The organism is Pseudomonas sp. R5-89-07 (assembly GCF_003851685.1).
Lineage (GTDB): Bacteria > Pseudomonadota > Gammaproteobacteria > Pseudomonadales > Pseudomonadaceae > Aquipseudomonas.
Genome location: NZ_CP027727.1, coordinates 2,556,279 through 2,576,545, shown reverse-complemented (window position 1 = coordinate 2,576,545; position 20,267 = coordinate 2,556,279). Strand labels below are relative to the sequence as shown.

Annotated in this window: 17 protein-coding genes; 12 read left to right on the top strand and 5 right to left on the bottom strand. The window is 62.2% G+C overall.

Translation table 11 applies throughout. From position 1 onward, the window contains the following. Positions 1 to 14: 14 nt before the first annotated feature. Entirely contained in the window at positions 15 to 836 is an 822-nt protein-coding gene (locus C4J94_RS11785) for an aldo/keto reductase (RefSeq protein WP_124386315.1), read from the bottom strand. Positions 837 to 942: 106 nt separating this feature from the next. Here C4J94_RS11785 and C4J94_RS11780 point away from each other — a divergent pair, with 106 nt between their 5' ends. From C4J94_RS11780 to C4J94_RS11725, 12 genes are all read left to right on the top strand, one after another. Next, positions 943 to 1,437: a DUF1543 domain-containing protein gene (locus tag C4J94_RS11780; RefSeq protein ID WP_124386314.1), complete on the top strand. Its 495-nt coding sequence runs from the start codon at positions 943 to 945 to the stop codon at positions 1,435 to 1,437. A gap of 114 nt (positions 1,438 to 1,551) precedes the next feature. Continuing rightward, positions 1,552 to 1,833, top strand: coding sequence for a peptidylprolyl isomerase (locus C4J94_RS11775; protein ID WP_005788801.1), 282 nt, complete (start codon positions 1,552 to 1,554; stop codon positions 1,831 to 1,833). Positions 1,834 to 1,962: 129 nt separating this feature from the next. Next, the gene (locus tag C4J94_RS11770; protein WP_124386313.1) at positions 1,963 to 3,822 is read left to right on the top strand and encodes an extracellular solute-binding protein; all 1,860 of its coding nucleotides are present in this window, start codon (positions 1,963 to 1,965) and stop codon (positions 3,820 to 3,822) included. Then, entirely contained in the window at positions 3,822 to 4,880 is a 1,059-nt protein-coding gene (locus C4J94_RS11765) for a microcin C ABC transporter permease YejB (protein WP_124386312.1), read from the top strand. Before C4J94_RS11770 ends, C4J94_RS11765 begins: the two co-directional genes overlap by 1 nt. Further along, complete coding sequence (locus tag C4J94_RS11760) at positions 4,880 to 5,902, top strand: ABC transporter permease (protein WP_164485570.1); 1,023 nt, start codon at positions 4,880 to 4,882, stop codon at positions 5,900 to 5,902. The genes C4J94_RS11765 and C4J94_RS11760 overlap by 1 nt, the downstream gene beginning before the upstream one ends. Before the next feature lie 10 nt (positions 5,903 to 5,912). Then, positions 5,913 to 7,484, top strand: a complete 1,572-nt coding sequence (locus tag C4J94_RS11755; protein ID WP_124386311.1) for an ABC transporter ATP-binding protein — start codon at positions 5,913 to 5,915, stop codon at positions 7,482 to 7,484. Between the two features lie 124 nt (positions 7,485 to 7,608). After that, positions 7,609 to 9,000, top strand: a complete 1,392-nt coding sequence (locus tag C4J94_RS11750; RefSeq protein WP_124386310.1) for a sigma-54-dependent Fis family transcriptional regulator — start codon at positions 7,609 to 7,611, stop codon at positions 8,998 to 9,000. Positions 9,001 to 9,293: 293 nt separating this feature from the next. Then, a complete protein-coding gene (locus C4J94_RS11745) occupies positions 9,294 to 10,685 on the top strand; it encodes a GntP family permease (RefSeq protein WP_124386309.1) in 1,392 nt (463 codons plus the stop codon). A gap of 7 nt (positions 10,686 to 10,692) precedes the next feature. Next, entirely contained in the window at positions 10,693 to 11,466 is a 774-nt protein-coding gene (locus tag C4J94_RS11740) for a 3-hydroxybutyrate dehydrogenase (RefSeq protein WP_124386308.1), read from the top strand. A 164-nt stretch (positions 11,467 to 11,630) separates the two neighbouring features. Continuing rightward, on the top strand, positions 11,631 to 13,583 hold the full coding sequence (locus C4J94_RS11735) for an acetoacetate--CoA ligase (RefSeq protein ID WP_124386307.1): 1,953 nt from the start codon (positions 11,631 to 11,633) through the stop codon (positions 13,581 to 13,583). Positions 13,584 to 13,725: 142 nt separating this feature from the next. Then, positions 13,726 to 16,263 (top strand): PAS domain-containing sensor histidine kinase, encoded by a 2,538-nt coding sequence (locus tag C4J94_RS11730; protein ID WP_124386306.1) that lies wholly within the window; start codon positions 13,726 to 13,728, stop codon positions 16,261 to 16,263. A 43-nt stretch (positions 16,264 to 16,306) separates the two neighbouring features. Next, entirely contained in the window at positions 16,307 to 16,582 is a 276-nt protein-coding gene (locus C4J94_RS11725) for a peptidylprolyl isomerase (RefSeq protein ID WP_106580121.1), read from the top strand. A 120-nt stretch (positions 16,583 to 16,702) separates the two neighbouring features. Here the strand turns inward: C4J94_RS11725 and C4J94_RS11720 are convergent, their stop codons facing one another. The 4 genes from C4J94_RS11720 to C4J94_RS11705 all read right to left on the bottom strand — a co-directional run bounded on the left by C4J94_RS11720 (position 16,703) and on the right by C4J94_RS11705 (position 20,259). Continuing rightward, positions 16,703 to 17,611, bottom strand: coding sequence for a sugar kinase (locus C4J94_RS11720; RefSeq protein WP_124386305.1), 909 nt, complete (start codon positions 17,609 to 17,611; stop codon positions 16,703 to 16,705). A 106-nt stretch (positions 17,612 to 17,717) separates the two neighbouring features. Next, on the bottom strand, positions 17,718 to 18,926 hold the full coding sequence (locus tag C4J94_RS11715) for an amino acid deaminase (RefSeq protein WP_124386304.1): 1,209 nt from the start codon (positions 18,924 to 18,926) through the stop codon (positions 17,718 to 17,720). A gap of 9 nt (positions 18,927 to 18,935) precedes the next feature. Further along, a complete protein-coding gene (locus tag C4J94_RS11710; RefSeq protein ID WP_124386303.1) occupies positions 18,936 to 19,700 on the bottom strand; it encodes an IclR family transcriptional regulator in 765 nt (254 codons plus the stop codon). Positions 19,701 to 19,869: 169 nt separating this feature from the next. Continuing rightward, positions 19,870 to 20,259, bottom strand: a complete 390-nt coding sequence (locus tag C4J94_RS11705) for a RidA family protein (protein WP_122541444.1) — start codon at positions 20,257 to 20,259, stop codon at positions 19,870 to 19,872. Positions 20,260 to 20,267 lie beyond the last annotated feature (8 nt).

Genomic DNA, 20,267 nt, shown 5'->3' with positions numbered 1-20,267 from the left:
CGTTCCTGCCAGCGCTATACCATGGCCAGCGGGTGCTTGCGCTTGGGCGCGCCAAACACGCGGTCGATCGCGTCCAGGTCATGCTCGTCCAACACCAGCTTCGCAGCAGCGGCATTTTGCCGTATGTGGTCGGGCGTTACTGCCTTCGGGATGGCGATCACGCCTTCTTGACGCAAGACCCAGGCAAGGGAGACTTGCGCGGTGGTGGCCTCATGACGATGGGCGATCTGCTTGAGTGTCGGGCTGTCCAACAGCTCGCCGCCTTGGGCGATAGGGCAGTAAGCCATCAATGGCAAATGGTGCTGTTGCCACCATGGCAGCAGGTCGAATTCAATACCCCGCTCTTCAATGTTGTAAAGCACCTGGTTGGTCGCACAGACGGGGGACGCCAGCTCCTGCAGGTCTGCCACATCAAAGTTGGAGACACCCCAACGGCCGATCTTGCCGGCTTCGCGCAAACGCTCGAACGCTTCGACGGTTTCTGCAAGGGGGTACTGGCCACGCCAATGCAGCAGGTACAGATCAATGTAGTCGGTACCCAGGCGCTGAAGGCTCGAATCGCAAGCGCGGGGCACGCCCTGGCTGCTGGCATTGTGCGGGTAGACCTTGCTCACCAGGAACACCCGGTCGCGCCTACCCTTGATGGCCTCACCGACCACCTCCTCTGCGCCGCCCTCGCCATACATCTCGGCGGTGTCGATCAGGGTCAGGCCCTCGTCGATACCCAGTTGCAATGCGGTAACTTCGGCGCGGCGCTGGTTCGGGTTTTCGCCCATGCGCCAGGTTCCCTGGCCGATGACAGGGACGGGAACGCCCGCCAGATCGATAGTACGCATGACAACCTCCTGATGAGTTGGCGAATTAACAGTGTGGCATTGACCGGACAAAAGGGTTCAATCGCAGTATGGTTGGCCTCTGATCAATCGCCAGGAATCATCCGCAATGCTGTTCGTTGTCATGCTCGGGGGCAAGCACCCCAGGGCCCGGATCGAAGTACACGATGTCGTGTTTGCCGTTGCGGACACGCTTCAAGCCACCTACCCGCAATTGCGCGAAGCCTGGTTCGGCAGCCCCAAGGGCGTGCACATCGATTCGTGGATGGCGGTCGATGGGGTCGATGGCTGGAAGGTCGAACTCAGCCCGTTGGCACCGCACGGCGATGCGCCTCACTTGTATTTCATCAACCTCGGCGGCTACCAGGCCAACCGCTTCGGCGAGGACCATCACTATCTGTTGCTGGTCGCGCGCGACAAACGGGAGGCGATGAGCAAGGGCAAGCAGCAGCTGTTGCGCCATTGGTCCCAGGGGCATTCCGATGCGGTAATGGATATTGACGACTGCCTGCCTATCGACTTGGTGGGCGGCCGTTATATCCATCTTGTGCATGGCCCACACGCCCCCATTGTCCAGCGTAACGACTACATCGTTTTGGCTTGAACCCTACGCGCCAAGCCGTTCGTGAACCGCCCAGGCAAGTGGTGGGAACTTTGCCAGGAAATAACCGCCTGAATCCGGTAGGCTCACCGTCTTTCACTCAAGGAGTTATTCCCCATGGCCAAAGCCACCGCCCGCCACATCCTCGTTTCCACTGAAGACAAGTGCAACGAACTCAAGGCCCAGATCGAAGGCGGCGCTGATTTCGCAGAAATCGCCAAAGCCAACTCCAGCTGCCCGTCCAGCCGTCAAGGTGGTGACCTGGGTTCGTTTGGTCCAGGCCAGATGGTCAAGGAATTCGACACCGTCGTTTTCAGCGCCCCGGTCAATACCGTACAAGGCCCGGTGAAAACCCAGTTCGGTTATCACCTGCTGGAAGTTACCAGCCGCCAGGACTGATCCGGTCTGTGCTGATGCTGTAGACAACGGCCCGCCATTTGGCGGGCCGTTGTGCATGTGATGACTGACGACGCTTAAGCCGTTAACGTACAGCTCTCTATTCTTGTTCATCCGCGCTCAAGGCTGATAATGCGATTGGCTTTTCCAAAACTGTTCAGCATCACCCTGGTCGTGTTCCTGACCAGCAACGCCGTGATCGCGGCGCCCCAAGCATCCCTCACGGTGTACGGCGAGCCGGCCAAGTACGCCGACGGTTTCAGCCATTTCGACTATGCCAACCCCAATGCCCCCAAAGGCGGCAGCCTGCGCCGCTCCGCCCTGGAAATCGGGCGCTTCGACCATGTATTGCCGTATGTCGATAAAGGCATCGGTGTGTCCCAGGTCGATGGCTGGCTCTATGCACCGCTGGCCCAGCGCTCCCTGGACGAGCCCTATACGGTCTACGGCCTGGTCGCGCAGAAGATGGAACGCGCCGACGACGGGCTGTCGCTGCGTTTTTACCTCAACCCCAAGGCGCGGTTTGCCGATGGCAAACCCATCACCGCCGAAGACGTGCGTTACAGCTTCGACCTGTTGATGACCCAAGGCAGTCTGCGCTTTCGTACGCTGTTCGCCGACGTCAAGCACGTCGAAGTGGAAAGCGAGCGCCAGGTGCGTTTCGACTTTTCCAGCAATGAAAACCGCACCCTGCCCCTGGATATCGCCACCCTGCCGGTGTTCCCCGAACATTGGTGGAAGACCCGCGACTTCGCCAACGGAGGCGGCTATGAAGCCCCGCTGGGCAGCGGCCCGTACAAGGTCAGCAAGATCGACGCCGGCAACACCATTACCTTTACCCGCGACCCCGATTGGTGGGGCAAGGATCTGCCGGTCAGCCGTGGCCTGTACAACTTCGATCACCTGAGCCTTGAGTATTTCGGCGACACCGAAGTGGCGCGCCAGGTGCTGCGCGGCGGCGCGTACGATTTCAATCGGGAGTTTTCCGCCACGGGCTATTCCATCGGCTATAACGGCCCGGCCCTCGACGATGGCCGCCTGCAACGCGCCCATCTGGCCAAGGAGATGCCGCAACCGGCCCAGGGCTATGTGTTCAATGTGCAAAAGCCGATGTTCAAGGACCGCAGGGTGCGCCAGGCCCTGGCCATGCTGTGGGATTTCGAATGGGCCAACCGGCAGATGATGCGCAACCTGTACATCCGCCAGCAGAGCTTTTTCTCCAACAGCCCGCTTGCCGCCACCCAGTTACCGACCCAGGAAGAACTGGCGATCCTGGAACCCCTGCGCGGGCAGATCCCCGATGAAGTGTTTACCCAGGTGTTCAAGGCGCCCGTCACCGATGGCAGCGGCATGATCCGCGACAAGCAGCTGCAGGCCCTGGCCCTGCTGGAGGAAGCCGGCTGGAAGCCTGAAGGCGACCAACTGGTCAACGCCGAGGGCGAGCCGCTGGCGTTCACCTTCCTCAATGCCCAGGCGGGCCTGGAACGTCTATTGCTGCCGTACAAACGCAACCTGGCGCAAATCGGCATCACCTTGAATATCCGCCGCATCGACTCCTCCCAGTACGTCAACCGCTTGATGGCACGGGATTACGACATGATCGTCACCGGGTTTCCAGTCACCACCTCGCCGGGCATGGAGCTGTACAATTTCTTCGGCTCCACCGCGGCGTTCGATCCGGGTGCCAACAATTACATGGCGCTCAAGGACCCGGCCGTCGACCGCCTGATCAAGGGCCTGGTCAAGGCCGACACCCAGGCACAGATGCTCACCTACGCCCATGCGCTGGATCGGGTTCTGCAATGGAACTACCTGTGGATTCCCAACTATTACCCGCCCGGCACCTCCGCCGCATGGTGGAACCGCTTCGGCCGCCCGGCCATCGAGGCGAAAAACGATGAAGCCCTGGAAACCTGGTGGGAAGTCAGCCCGACGCCACTGACCAACGAGCAGATGCGCGCCGAGCTTGAAAAACGCGGGGAGGCTCGCTGATGTTTGCCTATATCGTGCGGCGCCTGCTGCTGATAATCCCGACCCTGGTCATCATCCTGCTGGTGAATTTCGTGATCGTACAGGCCGCACCAGGTGGCCCGGTCGAACAAGCCATTGCCCACCTGCAAGGCATCGGCGGCGGCGCTGTCGGCGGTGGTTCAGGCGAAGGCATCAGCGGCTCGCGGGCCAGTCGCGGCCTGGACCCGAAACTGATCAAGGACATCGAAAAGCAATACGGTTTCGACAAGCCTGCGCCGGAACGTCTGTGGCTGATGCTCAAGAGCTACGCCCAACTGGACTTCGGCAACAGCTTCTTTCGCGGCTCGACGGTGATCGACCTGATCCTGGAGAAGATGCCGGTCACCATTTCCCTTGGCCTGTGGGCCACTCTGATTACTTACCTGGTGTCGATCCCCCTGGGCATCCGCAAAGCCGTACGCCATGGCAGCAGCTTTGACGTGTGGAGCAGCACCGCCATCGTGATCGGCTATGCCATGCCGGCATTCCTGTTCGCGATGTTTTTGATCGTGGTGTTTGCCGGCGGCACGTCCCTGAACTGGTTCCCGGTGCGCGGATTGGTGTCGGAAAACTTCGAAGAACTGAGCACCGTCGGCAAGATCGCCGACTACTTCTGGCACCTGGTATTGCCGGTCACGTCGCTGGTGATCGGTGGTTTCGCCACCCTGACCATCCTCACCAAAAACTCGTTCCTCAACGAAATCACCCGGCAGTACGTGGTCACCGCGCGCGCCAAGGGTTTGAGCGAGCGCCGCGTGCTCTACGGCCATGTGTTTCGCAATGCGATGCTGCTGGTGATTTCCGGAATTCCCCAGGCGTTCATCAGCGTGTTCTTCGCCGGTTCCCTGCTGATCGAAGTGATCTTTTCCCTCGATGGCCTGGGCCGCATGAGCTATGAGGCGGCGGTGTCGCGGGACTACCCGGTGGTGTTTGGTTCGCTGTTCATCTTCACCCTGTTCGGGCTCTTGATAAAACTCATCGGTGACCTGTGTTACACCCTGGTGGACCCGCGTATCGACTTCGCCGCGAGGAACGCCTGATGCTCAACCTGTCTCCCGTGGCCCGTCGGCGTTTCGAGCGTTTCAAGAAGAATCGCCGGGGCTGGTGGTCTCTCTGGCTGTTTATCGGCTTGTTTATCCTGACCCTGGATGGCGAATTGATCGCCAATGACAAGCCCCTGGTGCTCAGCTTCAAGAACGAGCTGTATTTCCCGGTGTTCAAGCGCTACACCGAGCAGCAGTTCGGCGGGCAATTGCCGTTCCAGGCCGACTACCGCAGCGACTACGTGCAACGGCTGATCAAGCAGGACGGCGGCTGGATGCTGTTCCCACCGATCCCGTTCAGCGACGACACGCCCAATTACGAGCTGACCCGCCCTGCCCCCAGCCCACCATCGACGGTGAACTGGCTGGGCACCGATGACCAGTCGCGGGATGTGTTGGCGCGGGTGATCTTCGGCGCGCGGGTGTCGATCCTGTTTGCCCTGGCGCTGACCGCGATCAGCGCCGCCATCGGCATCGCCGCCGGGGCGTTGCAGGGTTACTACGGCGGCTGGGTGGACTTGCTGGGGCAACGCATCCTGGAGGTGTGGTCCGGGCTGCCGGTGCTGTACCTGCTGATTATCCTGTCGGGCTTTGTCGAACCCAATTTCTGGTGGTTGCTGGGCATCATGGCGCTGTTTTCCTGGCTGGCGCTGGTGGATGTGGTGCGCGCCGAGTTCCTGCGCGGGCGCAACCTGGAGTATGTCAAGGCCGCACGCGCACTGGGCCTTGGCGACGGCAAGATCATTGGCCGGCATATCCTGCCCAATGCGATGACTGCCACCCTGAGCTATTTGCCGTTCATCCTGACCGGGGCGATTTCGACCTTGAGCGCCCTGGATTTCCTCGGCTTCGGCATGCCGGCCGGCAGTGCGTCGCTGGGCGAGTTGATCGCCCAGGGCAAACAGAACCTGCAAGCGCCCTGGCTGGGCCTGACGGCGTTTTTCACCCTGGCGCTGATTCTGTCGCTGCTGGTGTTTATCGGCGAGGCGTTGCGTGATGCCTTCGACCCTCGCTCATGAGTGACTGCGTATGAACCTGATCGAAATCCGTGACCTCAGCGTGGCCTTCAGCGGCCACACCGTGGTGCGCAATGTGAGCCTGGACGTGCGCCCCGGCGAATGCCTGGCGCTGGTAGGCGAGTCAGGCTCGGGCAAGTCGGTGACCGCCCACTCGATCCTGCAACTGCTGCCCGAAGCCGGCACCCACAGCACCGGCTCGGTGAAGTATCGCGGCCAGGAACTGATGGGCGCCTCGCCTGCGGCCCTGCAAAAGCTGCGCGGCAACCGCATCGCCATGATCTTCCAGGAGCCGATGACCTCGCTGAACCCGCTGCACACAATCGAAAAACAGATCGGCGAAACCCTGCTGCTGCACAAGGGCCTGGGCGGCAAGGCGGCGCAGGCAAGGATCCTCGAGCTGCTCGACCTGGTGGGTATTCAGAAACCCCAGGAGCGGCTCAAGGCCTATCCGCACCAACTCTCCGGTGGCCAGCGCCAGCGGGTGATGATCGCCATGGCCCTGGCCTGCGAGCCGGAGCTGCTGATCGCTGACGAGCCCACCACCGCGCTGGACGTGACTGTGCAGCGCAAGATCCTGCTGCTGCTCAAGTCTTTGCAGCAACGCCTGGGCATGTCACTGCTGCTGATCAGCCACGACCTCAATCTTGTGCGCAGCATTGCCCAGCGGGTGTGCGTGATGCGCGCCGGCGAGATCGTCGAGCAGGCCGACTGCAAGACCTTGTTCACCGCGCCGCAGCATCCCTACAGCCGCCTGCTGCTGGACGCCGAGCCCTCGGCCGAAGTGTTGTGCGGCGACGAGCGCGAGACGGTGTTGCAGGTTAACGACCTGAGCGTGCAGTTTGCCCTTGGCGGCGGGCTGTTGCGGCGCAAGCGCTACCTGCAGGCGGTGGACGGTATCAGCCTCAGCGTGCAACGTGGCAAGACCCTGGGGATTGTGGGCGAGTCCGGCTCGGGCAAGTCGACCCTGGGCCAGGCGATCCTGCGCTTGCTCGACTCCACCGGCAGCATCCGCTTCCAGGGTGAAGCCCTAGACCCGCTCAACCACCGGCAAATGCGCCCATGGCGCAAGCAGATGCAGGTGGTGTTCCAGGACCCCTATGGCAGCCTGAGCCCGCGCATGTCGGTGCAGCAGATCATCAGCGAGGGCCTGGAAGTCCACGCGCCGTGCAGCCTCGATGCGCGCGAAGCCCAGGTGATCCAGGTGCTCAAGGACGTCGGCCTTGACCCTGCCAGCCGGCACCGTTACCCGCACGAATTTTCCGGCGGCCAGCGCCAGCGCATTGCGATTGCGCGGGCGCTGGTGCTCAAGCCGGCATTGATGCTACTGGATGAACCGACCTCCGCGCTGGACCGTACAGTGCAAAAACAAGTGGTGGCTTTGTTGCGCGAATTGCAGGAAAAATACGGCCTGACTTACCTGTTCATCAGCCATGACCTGGCGGTGGTGCGGGCGATGGCCCACGATATGATTGTGGTCAAGGACGGCAAAGTGGTGGAGCGCGGCCCCAGCCACAGCGTGTTCGAGGCGCCGCAGCATCCCTACACCAAGGAGCTTCTGGCAGCGGCGCATATCCCCTTGTAGGAGCGAGGCGGGCGGCTAGCCCTTGCTCGCGAAAAAACTCAAGTACGCCACGTTTTTTCCAGATATACCGCATTACTGCTGACGACCTTCGCGAGCAAGCTCGCGCCTACAGGATTCTGCACGCATGAGTACCAGCCTCAAGGACTACCCACACGTTCGCGGCCTGGCCATTCAGTCGCTGTTCGAGATCATCGAGCAGTCCAGCGAAGGCACGGTAATTGTCGACCGTGATGCCAATATCGTCTGGATGAACGAGCGCTACGCCAAGCGTTTCGGCCTCAAGAGCGCCGAGCAGGCCATCGGCCAACCCTGCGAGCAGGTGATTTCCAACAGCCTGTTGCGCCAGGTGGTGCGCAACGACCGGCCGATTCTGCTGGACATCCAGGACACGCCCAAGGGCCCGTTGGTGGTGATGCGCCTGCCGATCCACGACGATGCCGGCGCGGTGATTGGTGCGATCGGGTTTGCGCTGTTCGATGAGCTGCGCAACCTGTCGCCGCTGATCGAGCGCTACCTGAGCCTGCAGCAGGAACTGGCGTCGACCCGCTCGTTGCTGCGCTCACGCCAGAGCAAATACAACTTCGCGCATTTTATCGGCACCAGCGCCGCCAGCCTTGAAGTCAAGCGCCGTGCGCGGCGCAGCGCCAGCGCCGAATCGCCGGTGCTGCTTCTGGGCGAAACCGGCACCGGCAAGGAATTGCTCGCCCAGGCCATTCACGGCGCGTCGCCGCGTGCGCACAAAGCCTTTGTCAGCATCAACAGCGCGGCGATTCCCCACGACCTGCTCGAAGCCGAATTCTTCGGCACCGCGCCAGGCGCCTTTACCGGCGCGGATCGCAAGGGCCGTCCGGGCAAGTTCCAGATTGCCCAGGGCGGCACGCTGTTCCTTGATGAAATCGGCGATATGCCGCTGCCGCTGCAGAGCAAGCTGCTGCGGGTGTTGCAGGAAAAGGAATTCGAGCCGGTGGGCTCCAACGAAATGCTGCACAGCGATGTGCGGGTCATCGCGGCGACCTCCATGGACCTGGAAGCGGCGATCAAGCGCGGCGAGTTCCGGGCGGACTTGTACTACCGCCTGAACGTGTTGCCGATCCAGGTGCCGCCGCTGCGGGAACGGCTGGAGGATATTCCGGCGCTGAGCGAAGCCATCCTTGAAGAACTGCGCAGCCAACATGAACTGGACCGCGAAGCCCTGGCGCTGTTGGCGCAGCATGCGTGGCCGGGGAATATCCGTGAGCTGCGCAATGTGCTTGAGCGGGCAGCGTTGCTGAGTGATGACCTGGTGTTGAACGCCGGGGAGATTCGGGCGGCGATTGGCACTTTTACACCGGTTGAGCGCAACACGGTGATGTCGATAGAGGCAGAAACGTTCAGCGCCGCCAGGGAGCGCTTTGATCGGCAGGTGATTGGTGCGGCGCTGCAAGCCTGCGGGGGCAATGTGGTGGAAGCGGCGCAGCGGCTGGGGCTCGGGCGGTCGACGTTGTACAAGAAGATGGTGGCGTTGGGGATCGCCTAGTCTCATTAATGAGACTCAAATCCCACTATCAAGACAGACTCCTGTGGGAGGGGGCTTGCCCCGATAGCAATGGTCCAGTCCATGTTTGTACCGGCTGATCCACCGCCATCGGGGGCAAGCCCCCTCCCACATTTGTTCAGCGCTGGTCTCAAAATTGAGACAAAATCGGAAATTCACTGAACCAAAAGGATAAAAATCGTTTAATTTCAATAAGTTAAGCAACTGGCATATATCTCGCTATAGCACCGCTTAACTGCTACCCCACAAAAATAACAATTCGATGGAGACACACCATGAGTGTGATCATTGCCCTGGCAGCCCTGGCGCTGCTGATGCTGGCTGCCTACCGTGGCTACAGCGTTATCCTGTTTGCCCCTATCGCCGCCCTCGGCGCTGTTCTGTTGACCGACCCGTCCGCTGTCGCACCGGCCTTTACCGGGGTGTTCATGGAGAAAATGGTTGGTTTCATCAAGCTGTATTTCCCGGTGTTCCTGCTCGGTGCGGTGTTCGGCAAGCTGATCGAGCTGTCGGGATTTTCGCGCTCGATTGTCGCCGCCGCGATCCGTTTGCTCGGTACGCGCCAGGCGATGCTGGTGATCGTGCTGGTCTGCGCCCTGCTCACCTATGGCGGCGTGTCGCTGTTTGTGGTGGTGTTTGCGGTGTACCCGTTTGCCGCGGAGATGTTTCGCCAGAGCAATATTCCCAAGCGCCTGATCCCGGCGACCATCGCCCTCGGTGCGTTCTCGTTCACCATGGACGCCCTGCCCGGCACGCCGCAGATCCAGAACATCATCCCCAGCACCTTCTTCAACACCACCGCCTGGGCGGCGCCGTGGTTGGGGCTGATCGGTACGATCTTTGTGTTCTGTGCCGGCATGCTCTACCTGTCGCGCCAGCGCAACAAGGCCCAGCGTGCGGGTGAAGGCTATGGCACAGAGCTGCGCAACGAGCCGGAGACGGCCGACAACCTGAGCCTGCCCAACCCATGGGTCGCGCTGTCACCGCTGATTCTGGTGGGGGTGATGAACCTGCTGTTCACCCACTGGATCCCGCAGTGGTACGGCAAGACCCACAGCCTCAGCCTGCCGGGCATGAGCACCCCGGTGACCACCGACATTGCCAAGCTCACCGCGATCTGGGCGGTGCAGGCGGCGTTGCTGGTGGGGATCATCGTGGTGCTGGTGTGCGGTTTTTCGGCGATTAAAAGCAAGCTGGCCGAAGGCAGCAAGAGTGCGGTCAGCGGCGCGCTGCTGGCGGCAATGAACACCGCCTCCGAATACGGTTTTGGTGCTGTGATCGCCTCGCTGCCGGGGTTCCTGGTATTGGCGGACTGGCTCAAGGGCATCCCCAACCCGCTGGTCAACGAAGCCATTACCGTGACCTTGCTGGCGGGCATCACCGGCTCCGCGTCGGGCGGCATGAGCATCGCCCTGGCCGCGATGTCCGAGAGCTTTATTTCAGCGGCCCATGCGGCCAATATCCCCCTTGAAGTGCTGCACCGGGTGGCGGCCATGGCCAGCGGCGGCATGGACACCCTGCCCCACAACGGCGCGGTGATCACGCTGCTGGCGGTGACCGGGTTGACCCACCGCGAAGCCTACAAGGACATTTTCGGCATCACGATCATCAAGACCCTCGCGGTGTTCGTGGTGATCGGTACTTTCTACGCCACCGGCATCGTGTGAGGTTTTCATGACGACATTGAACGGCAAGACCGCCCTGGTCACCGGTTCCACCAGCGGCATCGGCCTGGGCATTGCCCTGAGCCTGGCCAAGGCCGGCGCCAACCTGATCCTCAACGGCTTCGGCGATGCCAGCGCGGTGATCGCCCAGGTGCAGGCGTTTGGTGGCAAGGTCGGGCACCACCCGGCAGACGTCAGCGACCCGGCGCAGATCGCCGAGATGCTGGCCTATGCCGAGCGCGACTTCGGCGGCGTGGACATTCTGGTCAATAACGCCGGCATCCAGCACGTGGCGGCGGTGGAAGACTTTCCAGTAGAGCGCTGGGACTCGATCATCGCCATCAACCTGTCGTCGGTGTTCCACAGCACGCGCTTGAGCCTGCCGGGCATGAAGGCCAGGGGCTGGGGGCGCATCGTCAATATCGCCTCGGTGCACGGCCAGGTGGGTTCGGTGGGCAAGGCGGCCTATGTAGCGGCCAAGCACGGGGTGATCGGCCTGACCAAAGTGGTGGGCCTGGAAACCGCGACCAGCAACGTGACGTGCAATGCCATTTGCCCCGGCTGGGTGCTGACGCCGCTGGTGCAGAAGCAGATCGATGATCGCGCGGCCAGCGGGGTGGACCCGCAACAGGCGCAGCATGATCTGCTGGCGGAGAAACAGCCGTCGCTGGAATTCGTCACGCCGCCGCAACTGGGCGAGCTGGTGCTGTTTTTATGCAGCGAGGCCGGCAGCCAGGTACGGGGCGCGGCGTGGAATATCGATGGTGGCTGGCTGGCGCAATAACCCCCAAACACTGGAGATCAAAAATGTGGGAGGGGGCTTGCCCCCGATAGCGGTGGGTCAGTCAATGAATGTGCAAACTGAAACACCGCCATCGGGGGCAAGCCCCCTCCCACATTGGAACTCTACTGTTTGGAAGACCTATATAAGAAGAAGAGACCTTGCTCATGTCCGACATTCTCTGGCAACCCTCCCCCGAACGCATCGCCAACACGCGCATGGACCAGTTCCGCCGCTACATCAATGCCCGCCACCACCTGCAGCTGCGCGACTACCCTGCCCTGCACCAGTGGAGCATCGACCAGCGCGCGGACTTCTGGCAGGCCATTGTGGCGTTCTTCGACGTGCAATTTCGCAGCCCGCCCAGCGCCACGTTGCTCGAAACCGGTGAGATGCCCAGCGCCCAGTGGTTTCCCGGCGCTACCCTGAACTTCGCCGAACACTTGCTGCGCCGTCGCGACGATCACCCAGCGGTGGTTGCCATCAGCGAAGACGGCCAGCGTGAGCAACTGAGCTACGCACAACTGGCCGAGCACGTCGCCGGCCTGCAGCAAAGCCTGCGCGCGGCCGGCGTCGGCAAGGGTGACCGGGTGGCGGCGTGCATGCCCAACACCTGGCAAACCCTGGTCGGCATGCTCGCCACCACCAGCCTCGGTGCGATCTGGTCGTGTTCTTCACCCGACTTCGGCACTCAGGGCGTGATCGACCGTTTCGGCCAGATCGAACCCAAGGTGCTGATCACCTGCGCCGGCTATCGCTACGCCGGCAAGACCCTCGACCAGAGCGCCAAACTCAATGAAATCCTCGAGCGGCTGCCGTCCCTGGAACACTTGATCATCGTGCCCTACGCCCGCCCTCAGGCGCAGGTCGAGGATTATCGAACCCAGGCACGGGTAGCACTGTGGAACGACTTCTACCAACCCGGCGGCACGCCCGAATTCGTCGCGGTGCCGTTCGATCACCCGCTGTATATCCTCTATTCCAGCGGCACCACCGGCGTGCCCAAGTGCATCATTCACGGCACCGGCGGCGTACTGCTCACCCATCTCAAGGAACACGGCCTGCATGCCGACCTGTCCCGTGAGGATTGCCTGTTCTACTACACCACCTGCGGCTGGATGATGTGGAACTGGCTGGTGTCGGTGCTGGCCCTGGGCGCCACGGCGGTGCTGTATGACGGGTCGCCGTTTCATCCCGGGCCGCAGCGTTTGATCGACCTGATCGACGCCGAACGCATCAGCGTGTTCGGCACCAGCCCCAAGTTCCTGGCCACCCTGGAGAAGGCCGGGATCCAACCGCGCCTCACCCATGATCTGCGCAGCCTCAAAGGCTTGATCTCTACCGGGTCGCCGCTGTCGCCCCAGAGCTACGACTACGTGTACCGCGAGATCAAGGCCGAGCTGTGCCTGTCGTCGATGTCCGGCGGTACCGATATCGTCTCCTGCTTCGTGATCGGCAACCCGGTACTGCCGGTGCGCCGTGGCGAAATGCAGTGCAAGAGCCTGGCGATGGCCATCGAAGTGTGGGACGACCAGGGCCGCCCACTGGTCGGCGAAAAAGGCGAACTGGTGTGCACCCGGCATTTTCCCGCCATGCCCATCGGGCTGTGGAACGACCCACAGCAACAGAAGTTGCGCGCCTCCTACTTTAGCCAGTTTCCCGGCGTGTGGGCCCAGGGCGACTATGCCGAGCAGCGTCCCAACGGCAGCCTGCTGATCCATGGCCGTTCCGATGCGGTACTCAACCCTGGCGGCGTGCGCATCGGCACCGCCGAGATCTATCGTCAAGTGGAAAAAGTCCCGCAGGTGCTGGAAAGCCTCGCCATCGGCCAGCGCTGGCAGGACGATGTGCGGGTGGTGCTGTTTGTGCGCCTTGAGGACGGTGTCGAGCTGGATGAGGCGCTGCGACAGCAGATTTGCCAGGTGATCCGCGCCAACACCACGCCGCGCCATGTGCCGGCGAAGATCCTTGCGGTCAGCGATATCCCGCGCACCATCAGCGGCAAGATCGTCGAATTGGCGGTGCGCAACGTAGTGCATGGGGAACCGGTGAAAAACACCGACGCACTGGCCAATCCCCAGGCCCTCGAACAGTTTCGCGACCGCCCCGAGCTGGCGTGACAGATGAAAGGTTTCAGCACTGACGCGGCGTTTTGCAGAAAAAACGGCAATGCATGCTATTTTTCCAGGTAGCCACCCGTCGCTGTCTCTTGGGATAATGGGTGTTGTCATTTTTTCAAAGCGTGATGCGCAGGGCCTTTTCATGAATGGAACATCCACCGGTAGCGAAGCCGCTGCAATGATCGAGCGGCTGGACTGGGCGCAAAGCCCCCTCGGTGAGGCCAATGATTGGCCGCAAAGTCTGCGCACCGCCGTGGATATCGTGGTGCATTCGCCCATGCCGATGCTGCTGCTCTGGGGCGAGCAGCTTACCCAGCTCTATAACGATGGTTTCGCCGTGCTGGCCGGCAACAAGCACCCCGATGCGCTGGGCCAGCCGGTCCACGCGACCTGGCCGGAACTGCACAGCTTCGCCGCGCCGGTCTACGACGCGGTACTCAGCGGCCAGGTGCGCACCTTCAGCGAGCAACGTTTCGTACTGCAACGCAACCACCGCGACACTGAAATCTGGCTCGACCTGACCTACAGCCCGGTGCGCGATGAGAGTGGCCACGTGGCCGGCATTCTGGTCACGGCCATCGAAACCAACGAGCGGCGCAGCAAAGCCCTCGAACTGCAACAGCGCTCCGAAGACAGCCTCAAGGCCCAGCACAGCACCGAGCAGCGTCTGCAGCTTGCCCTGGCGGCGACCGACGCGGTGGGCACCTGGGACTGGGACATTGGCGAAGACCGATTTATCGCCGACGCGCATTTCGCTTACTTGCATGGCGTCGACCCGAGTCAAGCCAGCCTGCTGCCCATCAGCGCTTACCTGCTTGGCGTGCACCCCGAAGACCGCGGCATGGTCACGCGCAGCATCAAGCATTGCATCACCTTCGGCACCGAATACGCCGAGGAATACCGCCTGCTGCAGGCCGACGGCCAGGTGCGCTGGGTGTTTGCCCGTGGCCGCTGCTACAAGGATGCGCAAGGCCGCCCGGCCCGCTTCCTCGGCGCCGCGCTGGACCTCACCGAACGCAAGCACACCGAGCAGGCGTTGCGTCAAAGCCAGACCGAGCTGCAGCTGATCATCAACGCGATGCCGGTACTGATCGGCTACGTCGACCACGAGCAGCGTTTTCGCCTGAACAACAGCGCCTACCTCGACTGGTACGGCAAAACGCCCCAGGAGCTGTACGGCAAGACCATCCGAGAAGTCATTGGTGATGAGGTGTACGCCGGGCGCGAAGACAAGATTAACGCTGCGCTCAACGGCAAGGCGTGCAGCTTCATGACTGTCACGCCCCATCGCGACGGGCGAGCGCGCCATGCGTTGATGAAGTACCTGCCGCGCTTCAGCAACGACGGTTCGGTGAATGGTTTCTACATTTTTGTGATCGACGAGACCGAACGCAAACTCACCGAAGAAGCCCTGCGCCATCTCAACGAGAACCTCGAAGAACGCGTGGCCCAGCGCACCCAGGCGCTGGCCGAGGCGAACCAGCGCCTGCAGAACGAAATGTTCGAGCGCGAGCGCGCCGAAGACGCCCTGCGCCACGCGCAGAAAATGGAAGCGGTGGGCCAGCTCACGGGCGGTATCGCCCACGACTTCAACAATATGCTTACCGGTATCATCGGTAGCCTCGACCTGATGCAACGCTACATTGCCGACGGCCGCAGCGAGGACATTGGCCGCTTTGCCGATGCCGCCGTGGCGTCCGCCCACCGCGCCGCTGCCCTCACCCATCGGCTACTGGCGTTCTCGCGGCGCCAGTCGCTGGACCGTCGCCCCACCGACCCCAACCAGTTGGTGGCGTCCCTGGAAGATCTGTTCCGCCGCACCAAGGGCGCGCACATCGCCCTCAAAGTGCAGCTGGGCAAGGATATCTGGCCGGTGAACACCGACGCCAGCCAGTTGGAAAACGCCCTGCTCAACCTGGTGATCAATGCTCGCGACGCCATGCCCGATGGCGGCGAACTGCTGATCGAAACCGCTAACAGTTACCTGGACGGCACCGACATTACGACCCTGGAGCCGGTCACCGCCGGCGATTACGTGATGCTCGGCGTGCACGACAACGGCAGCGGCATGGCGCCGAAAATCCTCGCCAAGGCCTTCGACCCATTCTTCACCACCAAGCCCATCGGCCAAGGCACCGGCCTGGGCTTGTCGATGATCTACGGCTTTGCCCAGCAATCCGGTGGCCATGTGACCATCCAGAGCGAACCGGGCCAGGGCACCTGCGTGCGCCTGTACCTGCCGCGCCTGCATGGCACCGCGCTGGAAAGCAGCCAGCCCGTCAGCTTGACCGAGGCGCCGGTGGCCCTGGCCGGCGAAGCGGTGGTGGTGGTCGAAGACGACCCGGCGGTGCGCATGCTGGTGGTCAATGTGCTCGGCGAGCTGGGCTACACCGCGCACCAGGCTGCGGACGCGCGCACGGCGCTGCCGTTGCTGGAATCGGACTTGCGCGTCGACCTGTTGGTCACCGACGTCGGCCTGCCGGGCATGAACGGCCGGCAGCTGGCGGAAATCGCTCGCCAGCATCGGCCGGGATTGCGCGTGCTGTTCATGACCGGTTACGCCGAAAAAGCCGCCGAGCGCCAGGGCTTTCTGGAGCACGGCATGGACATGGTGGCCAAGCCGTTTTCGATTGACCTGCTGGCGACCAAAATCCGCAGCATGATCGGCGTCGATGCCTGAGTTCAGGCATAATCGCGCGCCGTCGCACACCTGGTAGAGATGAATGAAAGCCCAAGCCCGCCATATCCTGGTGAAAACCAGTGAAGAAGCCGAACAACTCAAACAGCGCATTGCCAAGGGCGAAGCCTTTGATGTGCTGGCCAAGAAGTACTCCACCTGCCCGTCCGGCAAGCGCGGTGGAGACTTGGGTGAAGTGCGGCCGGGGCAGATGGTGGGCGCTATTGATGCGGTGATTTTCAAGAAACCGCTGAAGGTGGTGCACGGGCCGATCAAGAGCAAGTTTGGGTATCACCTGGTGCAGGTGTTTTACCGCGACTGAGGGGTTGTCTCCAGGCCGCCATCGGGGGCAAGCCCCCTCCCACAGTTAACCGCGTTTCAACTGAAAGAATGCGGTCGAATGTGGGAGGGGGCTTGCCCCCGATCCGCCGCAGGCGGCCATTCACCTCTTGGGGATCAAGGCCCCAGGCACCTGGATGACCTGGCTCGCCAACCGATGCCCAGCCAATGCTGCCTGCTCAGGCGACTCGCCCTGAAGCCGACTGGCCAAATACGCCGCACTGAACGAATCCCCGGCCGCCGTGGTGTCCACCACCTTTTCCACCTTCAACGCCGGTACGGCGAAGCGTTCACCTGCGCAGCGAATCAGGCATGCATCCGCCCCGCGCTTGAGCACCACTTCTTCGATCTGCGGATACGCCGCAAACACCTGTTCATCGTCTTCATAGCCAAACAGTGCGCGCTCGTCGTCTTCAGTCAGCAGCGCGATGTCCACTGCTGCCAACACCTTGCGATACGCCACCCGCGTCGCCTCGACATTGCCCCACAAACGCGGCCGGTAATTATTGTCAAACACCACCTTGCCACCGCGACGACGTGTTTCGATCAAGGCCTGCAGCAAACGCGCCCGCCCGACTTCGCCCAGCACCGCCAGGGTGATACCGCTGAAATACACCAGGTCATAGGCCGGCAGGGCCGCCAGAATCGGCTCGGCGGCCGGCGTAGTGAAGCAATCGCGTACCGCAGCTTCGTTGCGCCAATACAGAAATTTGCGCTCGCCGTGGGCGTCGGTCTGGATGCAGTACAAACCCGGCAGGCGCCCGGCCAGGCGTTGCACCATGCCCAGTCCCAGGCCTTCGCCGGCCCACTGTTGGCACATGGCATCGCTGAAGCTGTCATCGCCCAGGGCCGTGACGTAATCGACGGTGCCAATCTCGCCCAGCTCGCGGCGCAAGTACACGGCCGTGTTGAGGGTGTCGCCGCCGAAGCTCTGGTGCAGGCTGCCATCGGCGCGGTGTTGCAGTTCGATCATGCATTCGCCGATCAGGGCGATGCGGGGTTTAGTGGTCATGGCGGCTGTCTCGGTGGAGCTGATGGACTCATCGGGGCAAGCCCCCCCACAGGGGAATGCATTCCAACTGTGGGAGGGGCCTTGCCCCCGATAGGCGCGACTCGGTCTAGAAGCAGGTATGCAAGCTTTCGATCACCCGCAGTTGCTCATCCACCAGGCAACCCACCTGCCACTTGTCGAAGGTCAGGCATGGATGGGAAGTACCAAACGAAATGATGTCGCCAATACGCAGTTCAACCCCCGGCGCCACGCTCATGAACGCATGCTGGTCCATTACCGCAGTGACCTTGCACGCGCTGACATCATCGCCTTCGGCCGGCACCACGCCGGCCCTGTAGCGCTTGAGTGGCACCGGCAAGCCGGCGTCGTAGGCCACGTCGCGCTTGCCCAGGGCGATCACCGCAAAGCCCGGTTCCGGCATCGATTGCACATGGGCCCAGACTTCCAGCGCTGGGCGCAAGCCTTCTTGGAGGTCGCTGCGACGGTCGAGTACGCAACATTGCGCTTCCTTGTAGATGCCATGGTCGTGGGCCACGTAGCTGCCGGGGCGCAACACGCTGAGGAAGCGGCCGGCGGCATTTTGCGCCTCGAACGATTCGGCGATCAGGTCATACCAGGCCGAACCCGAAGCGGTCACGATCGGCTTGGGCAGGTCGAAATAAGCCTGGTCTTGCAGGTCCACCGCCAGGCGCACCAGGCTGGCCGCGAACGCGCGAATGCCGCTGATCGCCTGATCGCCGTGGATCACGCCTTCATAGCCTTCGATACCGGTAAGGGCCAGGGCCGGCTGGGCCTTGATCGCCTCCGCCAGTTCGCGCACTTGCTGCTCGCTGCGGCAACCGCAACGGCCGCCGACCACGCCGTACTCGATCATCACGTTCAGGCGCAGGCCACGGGCAGCGAAGAACAGCCCCAGGTCGGCGACGTTGTCCGGGTGGTCGACCATGCAGTGAAAATCGAAATCCGGGTCGGCCAGCAAATCGGCGATCAGCGCCATGTTCGGCGCGCCGACCAGTTGGTTGGCCATCAGCACACGGCGCACCCCACCGGCGTAGGCGGCGCGGGTCTGCACCGCAGTGGCCAGGGTGATGCCCCAGGCGCCCTGGGTGAGCTGACGCTGGAACAACGCCGGCATCATGCTGGTCTTGCCATGGGGCGCCAACTGCGCGCCGCTGTCACTGACGAATTTTTGCATCCAGCGGATGTTGTGTTCCAGGGCCTCGCGGTGCAGCACCAGGGCCGGCAGGCTGACGTCGCGGACCAGATGAGCGCCAACCGCAGCGGCACCTTTTTCAACGGCATTGAAGGCAGACATGGAAAATTCCTATTCGTTGATACGCCGGGCGAGGTTGTTGGCGCTGTCGATCAGCACCCGGCGATAGTCGTTATAGTTTTTGCTCGCATCGGCCCGCGGGGCGACGATGCACAGCGTTGCAATGCTGATGCCCTGCGCGTCGCGCACCGGGGCGGCAAAGCAATGGGTAAAGGTGTCGGCCACGCTGTCGAAGGAGAAAAAGCCATCGAGGGTGGCCTGGCGGATCTGCGCCAGAAAGGTTTCCAGTGGCAGGCGCTGGCCGTCGGGCAGGATGAAATCGTCGGGGTCGATCAGGTCGATGATCTGCCGGTCGCTCAAATGCCCGAGCAACAGGCGCCCGGAGGCGGTCCAGGGGATTGGCGCGTTTTCACCGATGTCCGAGGAAATACGGAAATGCCGCTCGCCTTCGCGCATCAGCGCCACGGTGTATTTGCGCCCATTGAGCAGGCACATCTGCGCGGTTTCGTGGGTTTTACTGACGATTTCCTGCAAGGCGTGATCAGCCTCGCGGGTCAGGTCGAAGTGACGCAGGTGCGCCTGGCCGAGGAAATAAAGCTGGCGCCCCAGGTAGACGTGGCCGTCCTTGCCCACGGTTTCCAGGATACGACGCTCGAGCAGCGAGGCGACCAGTTCGTAGACCGTGGACTTGGGGCTGCCGATGCCGCTGGCGATATCATTCGGGCGCAGTGGCTGGCCGATTTCCTTGAGAAAATCGAGGATATCGAACGCACGGTCCAGGCCTTTGGCGCGGCGTTTGATGGTGTCTTCGGTCATGGCAGTGTCAAGTCCCGTCAAAGTGCTAGGGTGTGGCAGAGATCCCTTGTGGGAGGGGGCTTGCCCCCGATGGCGGTGTGCCAGTGGACACATTTGTTACTGATCCACCGCTATCGGGGGCAAGCCCCCTCCCACATTTGATCTACAGCGTGCTCAATATCCGGGCAATTTAGCCCTTTTTCTTGTAGGCCACGCAATCGATCTCAACCTTGCAATCGACCATCATGTTGGCCTGCACACACGCACGCGCCGGGGCGTGTTCCGGGGTGAAGTATTCGCCAAACACTTTATTGAAGCTCCAGAAGTCCCGTGGGTCTTCCAGCCACACGCCCACGCGCACCACGTCTTTCAATTCGTAGCCGGCCTCTTCAAGAATCGCCACCACATTACGCAGGGTCTGGCGGGTTTGCTCGACGATGCCGCCATTGATGATCTCACCGTCCACCGCCGGCACCTGGCCCGACACATACAGCCAGCCATCGGCCTCTACGGCGCGCGCGAAGGGCCGTGGCTGGCCGCCGCCGGCGGTGCTGCCGGTACCGTAACGAGTAATGCTCATAAAAATAG

Coding starts and splice junctions, on each gene's coding strand:
- C4J94_RS11785 (WP_124386315.1), bottom strand. CDS start 836: ATGCGTACTATCGATCTGGCGGGCGTTCCCGTCCCTGTCATCGGCCAG.
- C4J94_RS11780 (WP_124386314.1), top strand. CDS start 943: ATGCTGTTCGTTGTCATGCTCGGGGGCAAGCACCCCAGGGCCCGGATC.
- C4J94_RS11775 (WP_005788801.1), top strand. CDS start 1,552: ATGGCCAAAGCCACCGCCCGCCACATCCTCGTTTCCACTGAAGACAAG.
- C4J94_RS11770 (WP_124386313.1), top strand. CDS start 1,963: ATGCGATTGGCTTTTCCAAAACTGTTCAGCATCACCCTGGTCGTGTTC.
- C4J94_RS11765 (WP_124386312.1), top strand. CDS start 3,822: ATGTTTGCCTATATCGTGCGGCGCCTGCTGCTGATAATCCCGACCCTG.
- C4J94_RS11760 (WP_164485570.1), top strand. CDS start 4,880: ATGCTCAACCTGTCTCCCGTGGCCCGTCGGCGTTTCGAGCGTTTCAAG.
- C4J94_RS11755 (WP_124386311.1), top strand. CDS start 5,913: ATGAACCTGATCGAAATCCGTGACCTCAGCGTGGCCTTCAGCGGCCAC.
- C4J94_RS11750 (WP_124386310.1), top strand. CDS start 7,609: ATGAGTACCAGCCTCAAGGACTACCCACACGTTCGCGGCCTGGCCATT.
- C4J94_RS11745 (WP_124386309.1), top strand. CDS start 9,294: ATGAGTGTGATCATTGCCCTGGCAGCCCTGGCGCTGCTGATGCTGGCT.
- C4J94_RS11740 (WP_124386308.1), top strand. CDS start 10,693: ATGACGACATTGAACGGCAAGACCGCCCTGGTCACCGGTTCCACCAGC.
- C4J94_RS11735 (WP_124386307.1), top strand. CDS start 11,631: ATGTCCGACATTCTCTGGCAACCCTCCCCCGAACGCATCGCCAACACG.
- C4J94_RS11730 (WP_124386306.1), top strand. CDS start 13,726: ATGAATGGAACATCCACCGGTAGCGAAGCCGCTGCAATGATCGAGCGG.
- C4J94_RS11725 (WP_106580121.1), top strand. CDS start 16,307: ATGAAAGCCCAAGCCCGCCATATCCTGGTGAAAACCAGTGAAGAAGCC.
- C4J94_RS11720 (WP_124386305.1), bottom strand. CDS start 17,611: ATGACCACTAAACCCCGCATCGCCCTGATCGGCGAATGCATGATCGAA.
- C4J94_RS11715 (WP_124386304.1), bottom strand. CDS start 18,926: ATGTCTGCCTTCAATGCCGTTGAAAAAGGTGCCGCTGCGGTTGGCGCT.
- C4J94_RS11710 (WP_124386303.1), bottom strand. CDS start 19,700: ATGACCGAAGACACCATCAAACGCCGCGCCAAAGGCCTGGACCGTGCG.
- C4J94_RS11705 (WP_122541444.1), bottom strand. CDS start 20,259: ATGAGCATTACTCGTTACGGTACCGGCAGCACCGCCGGCGGCGGCCAG.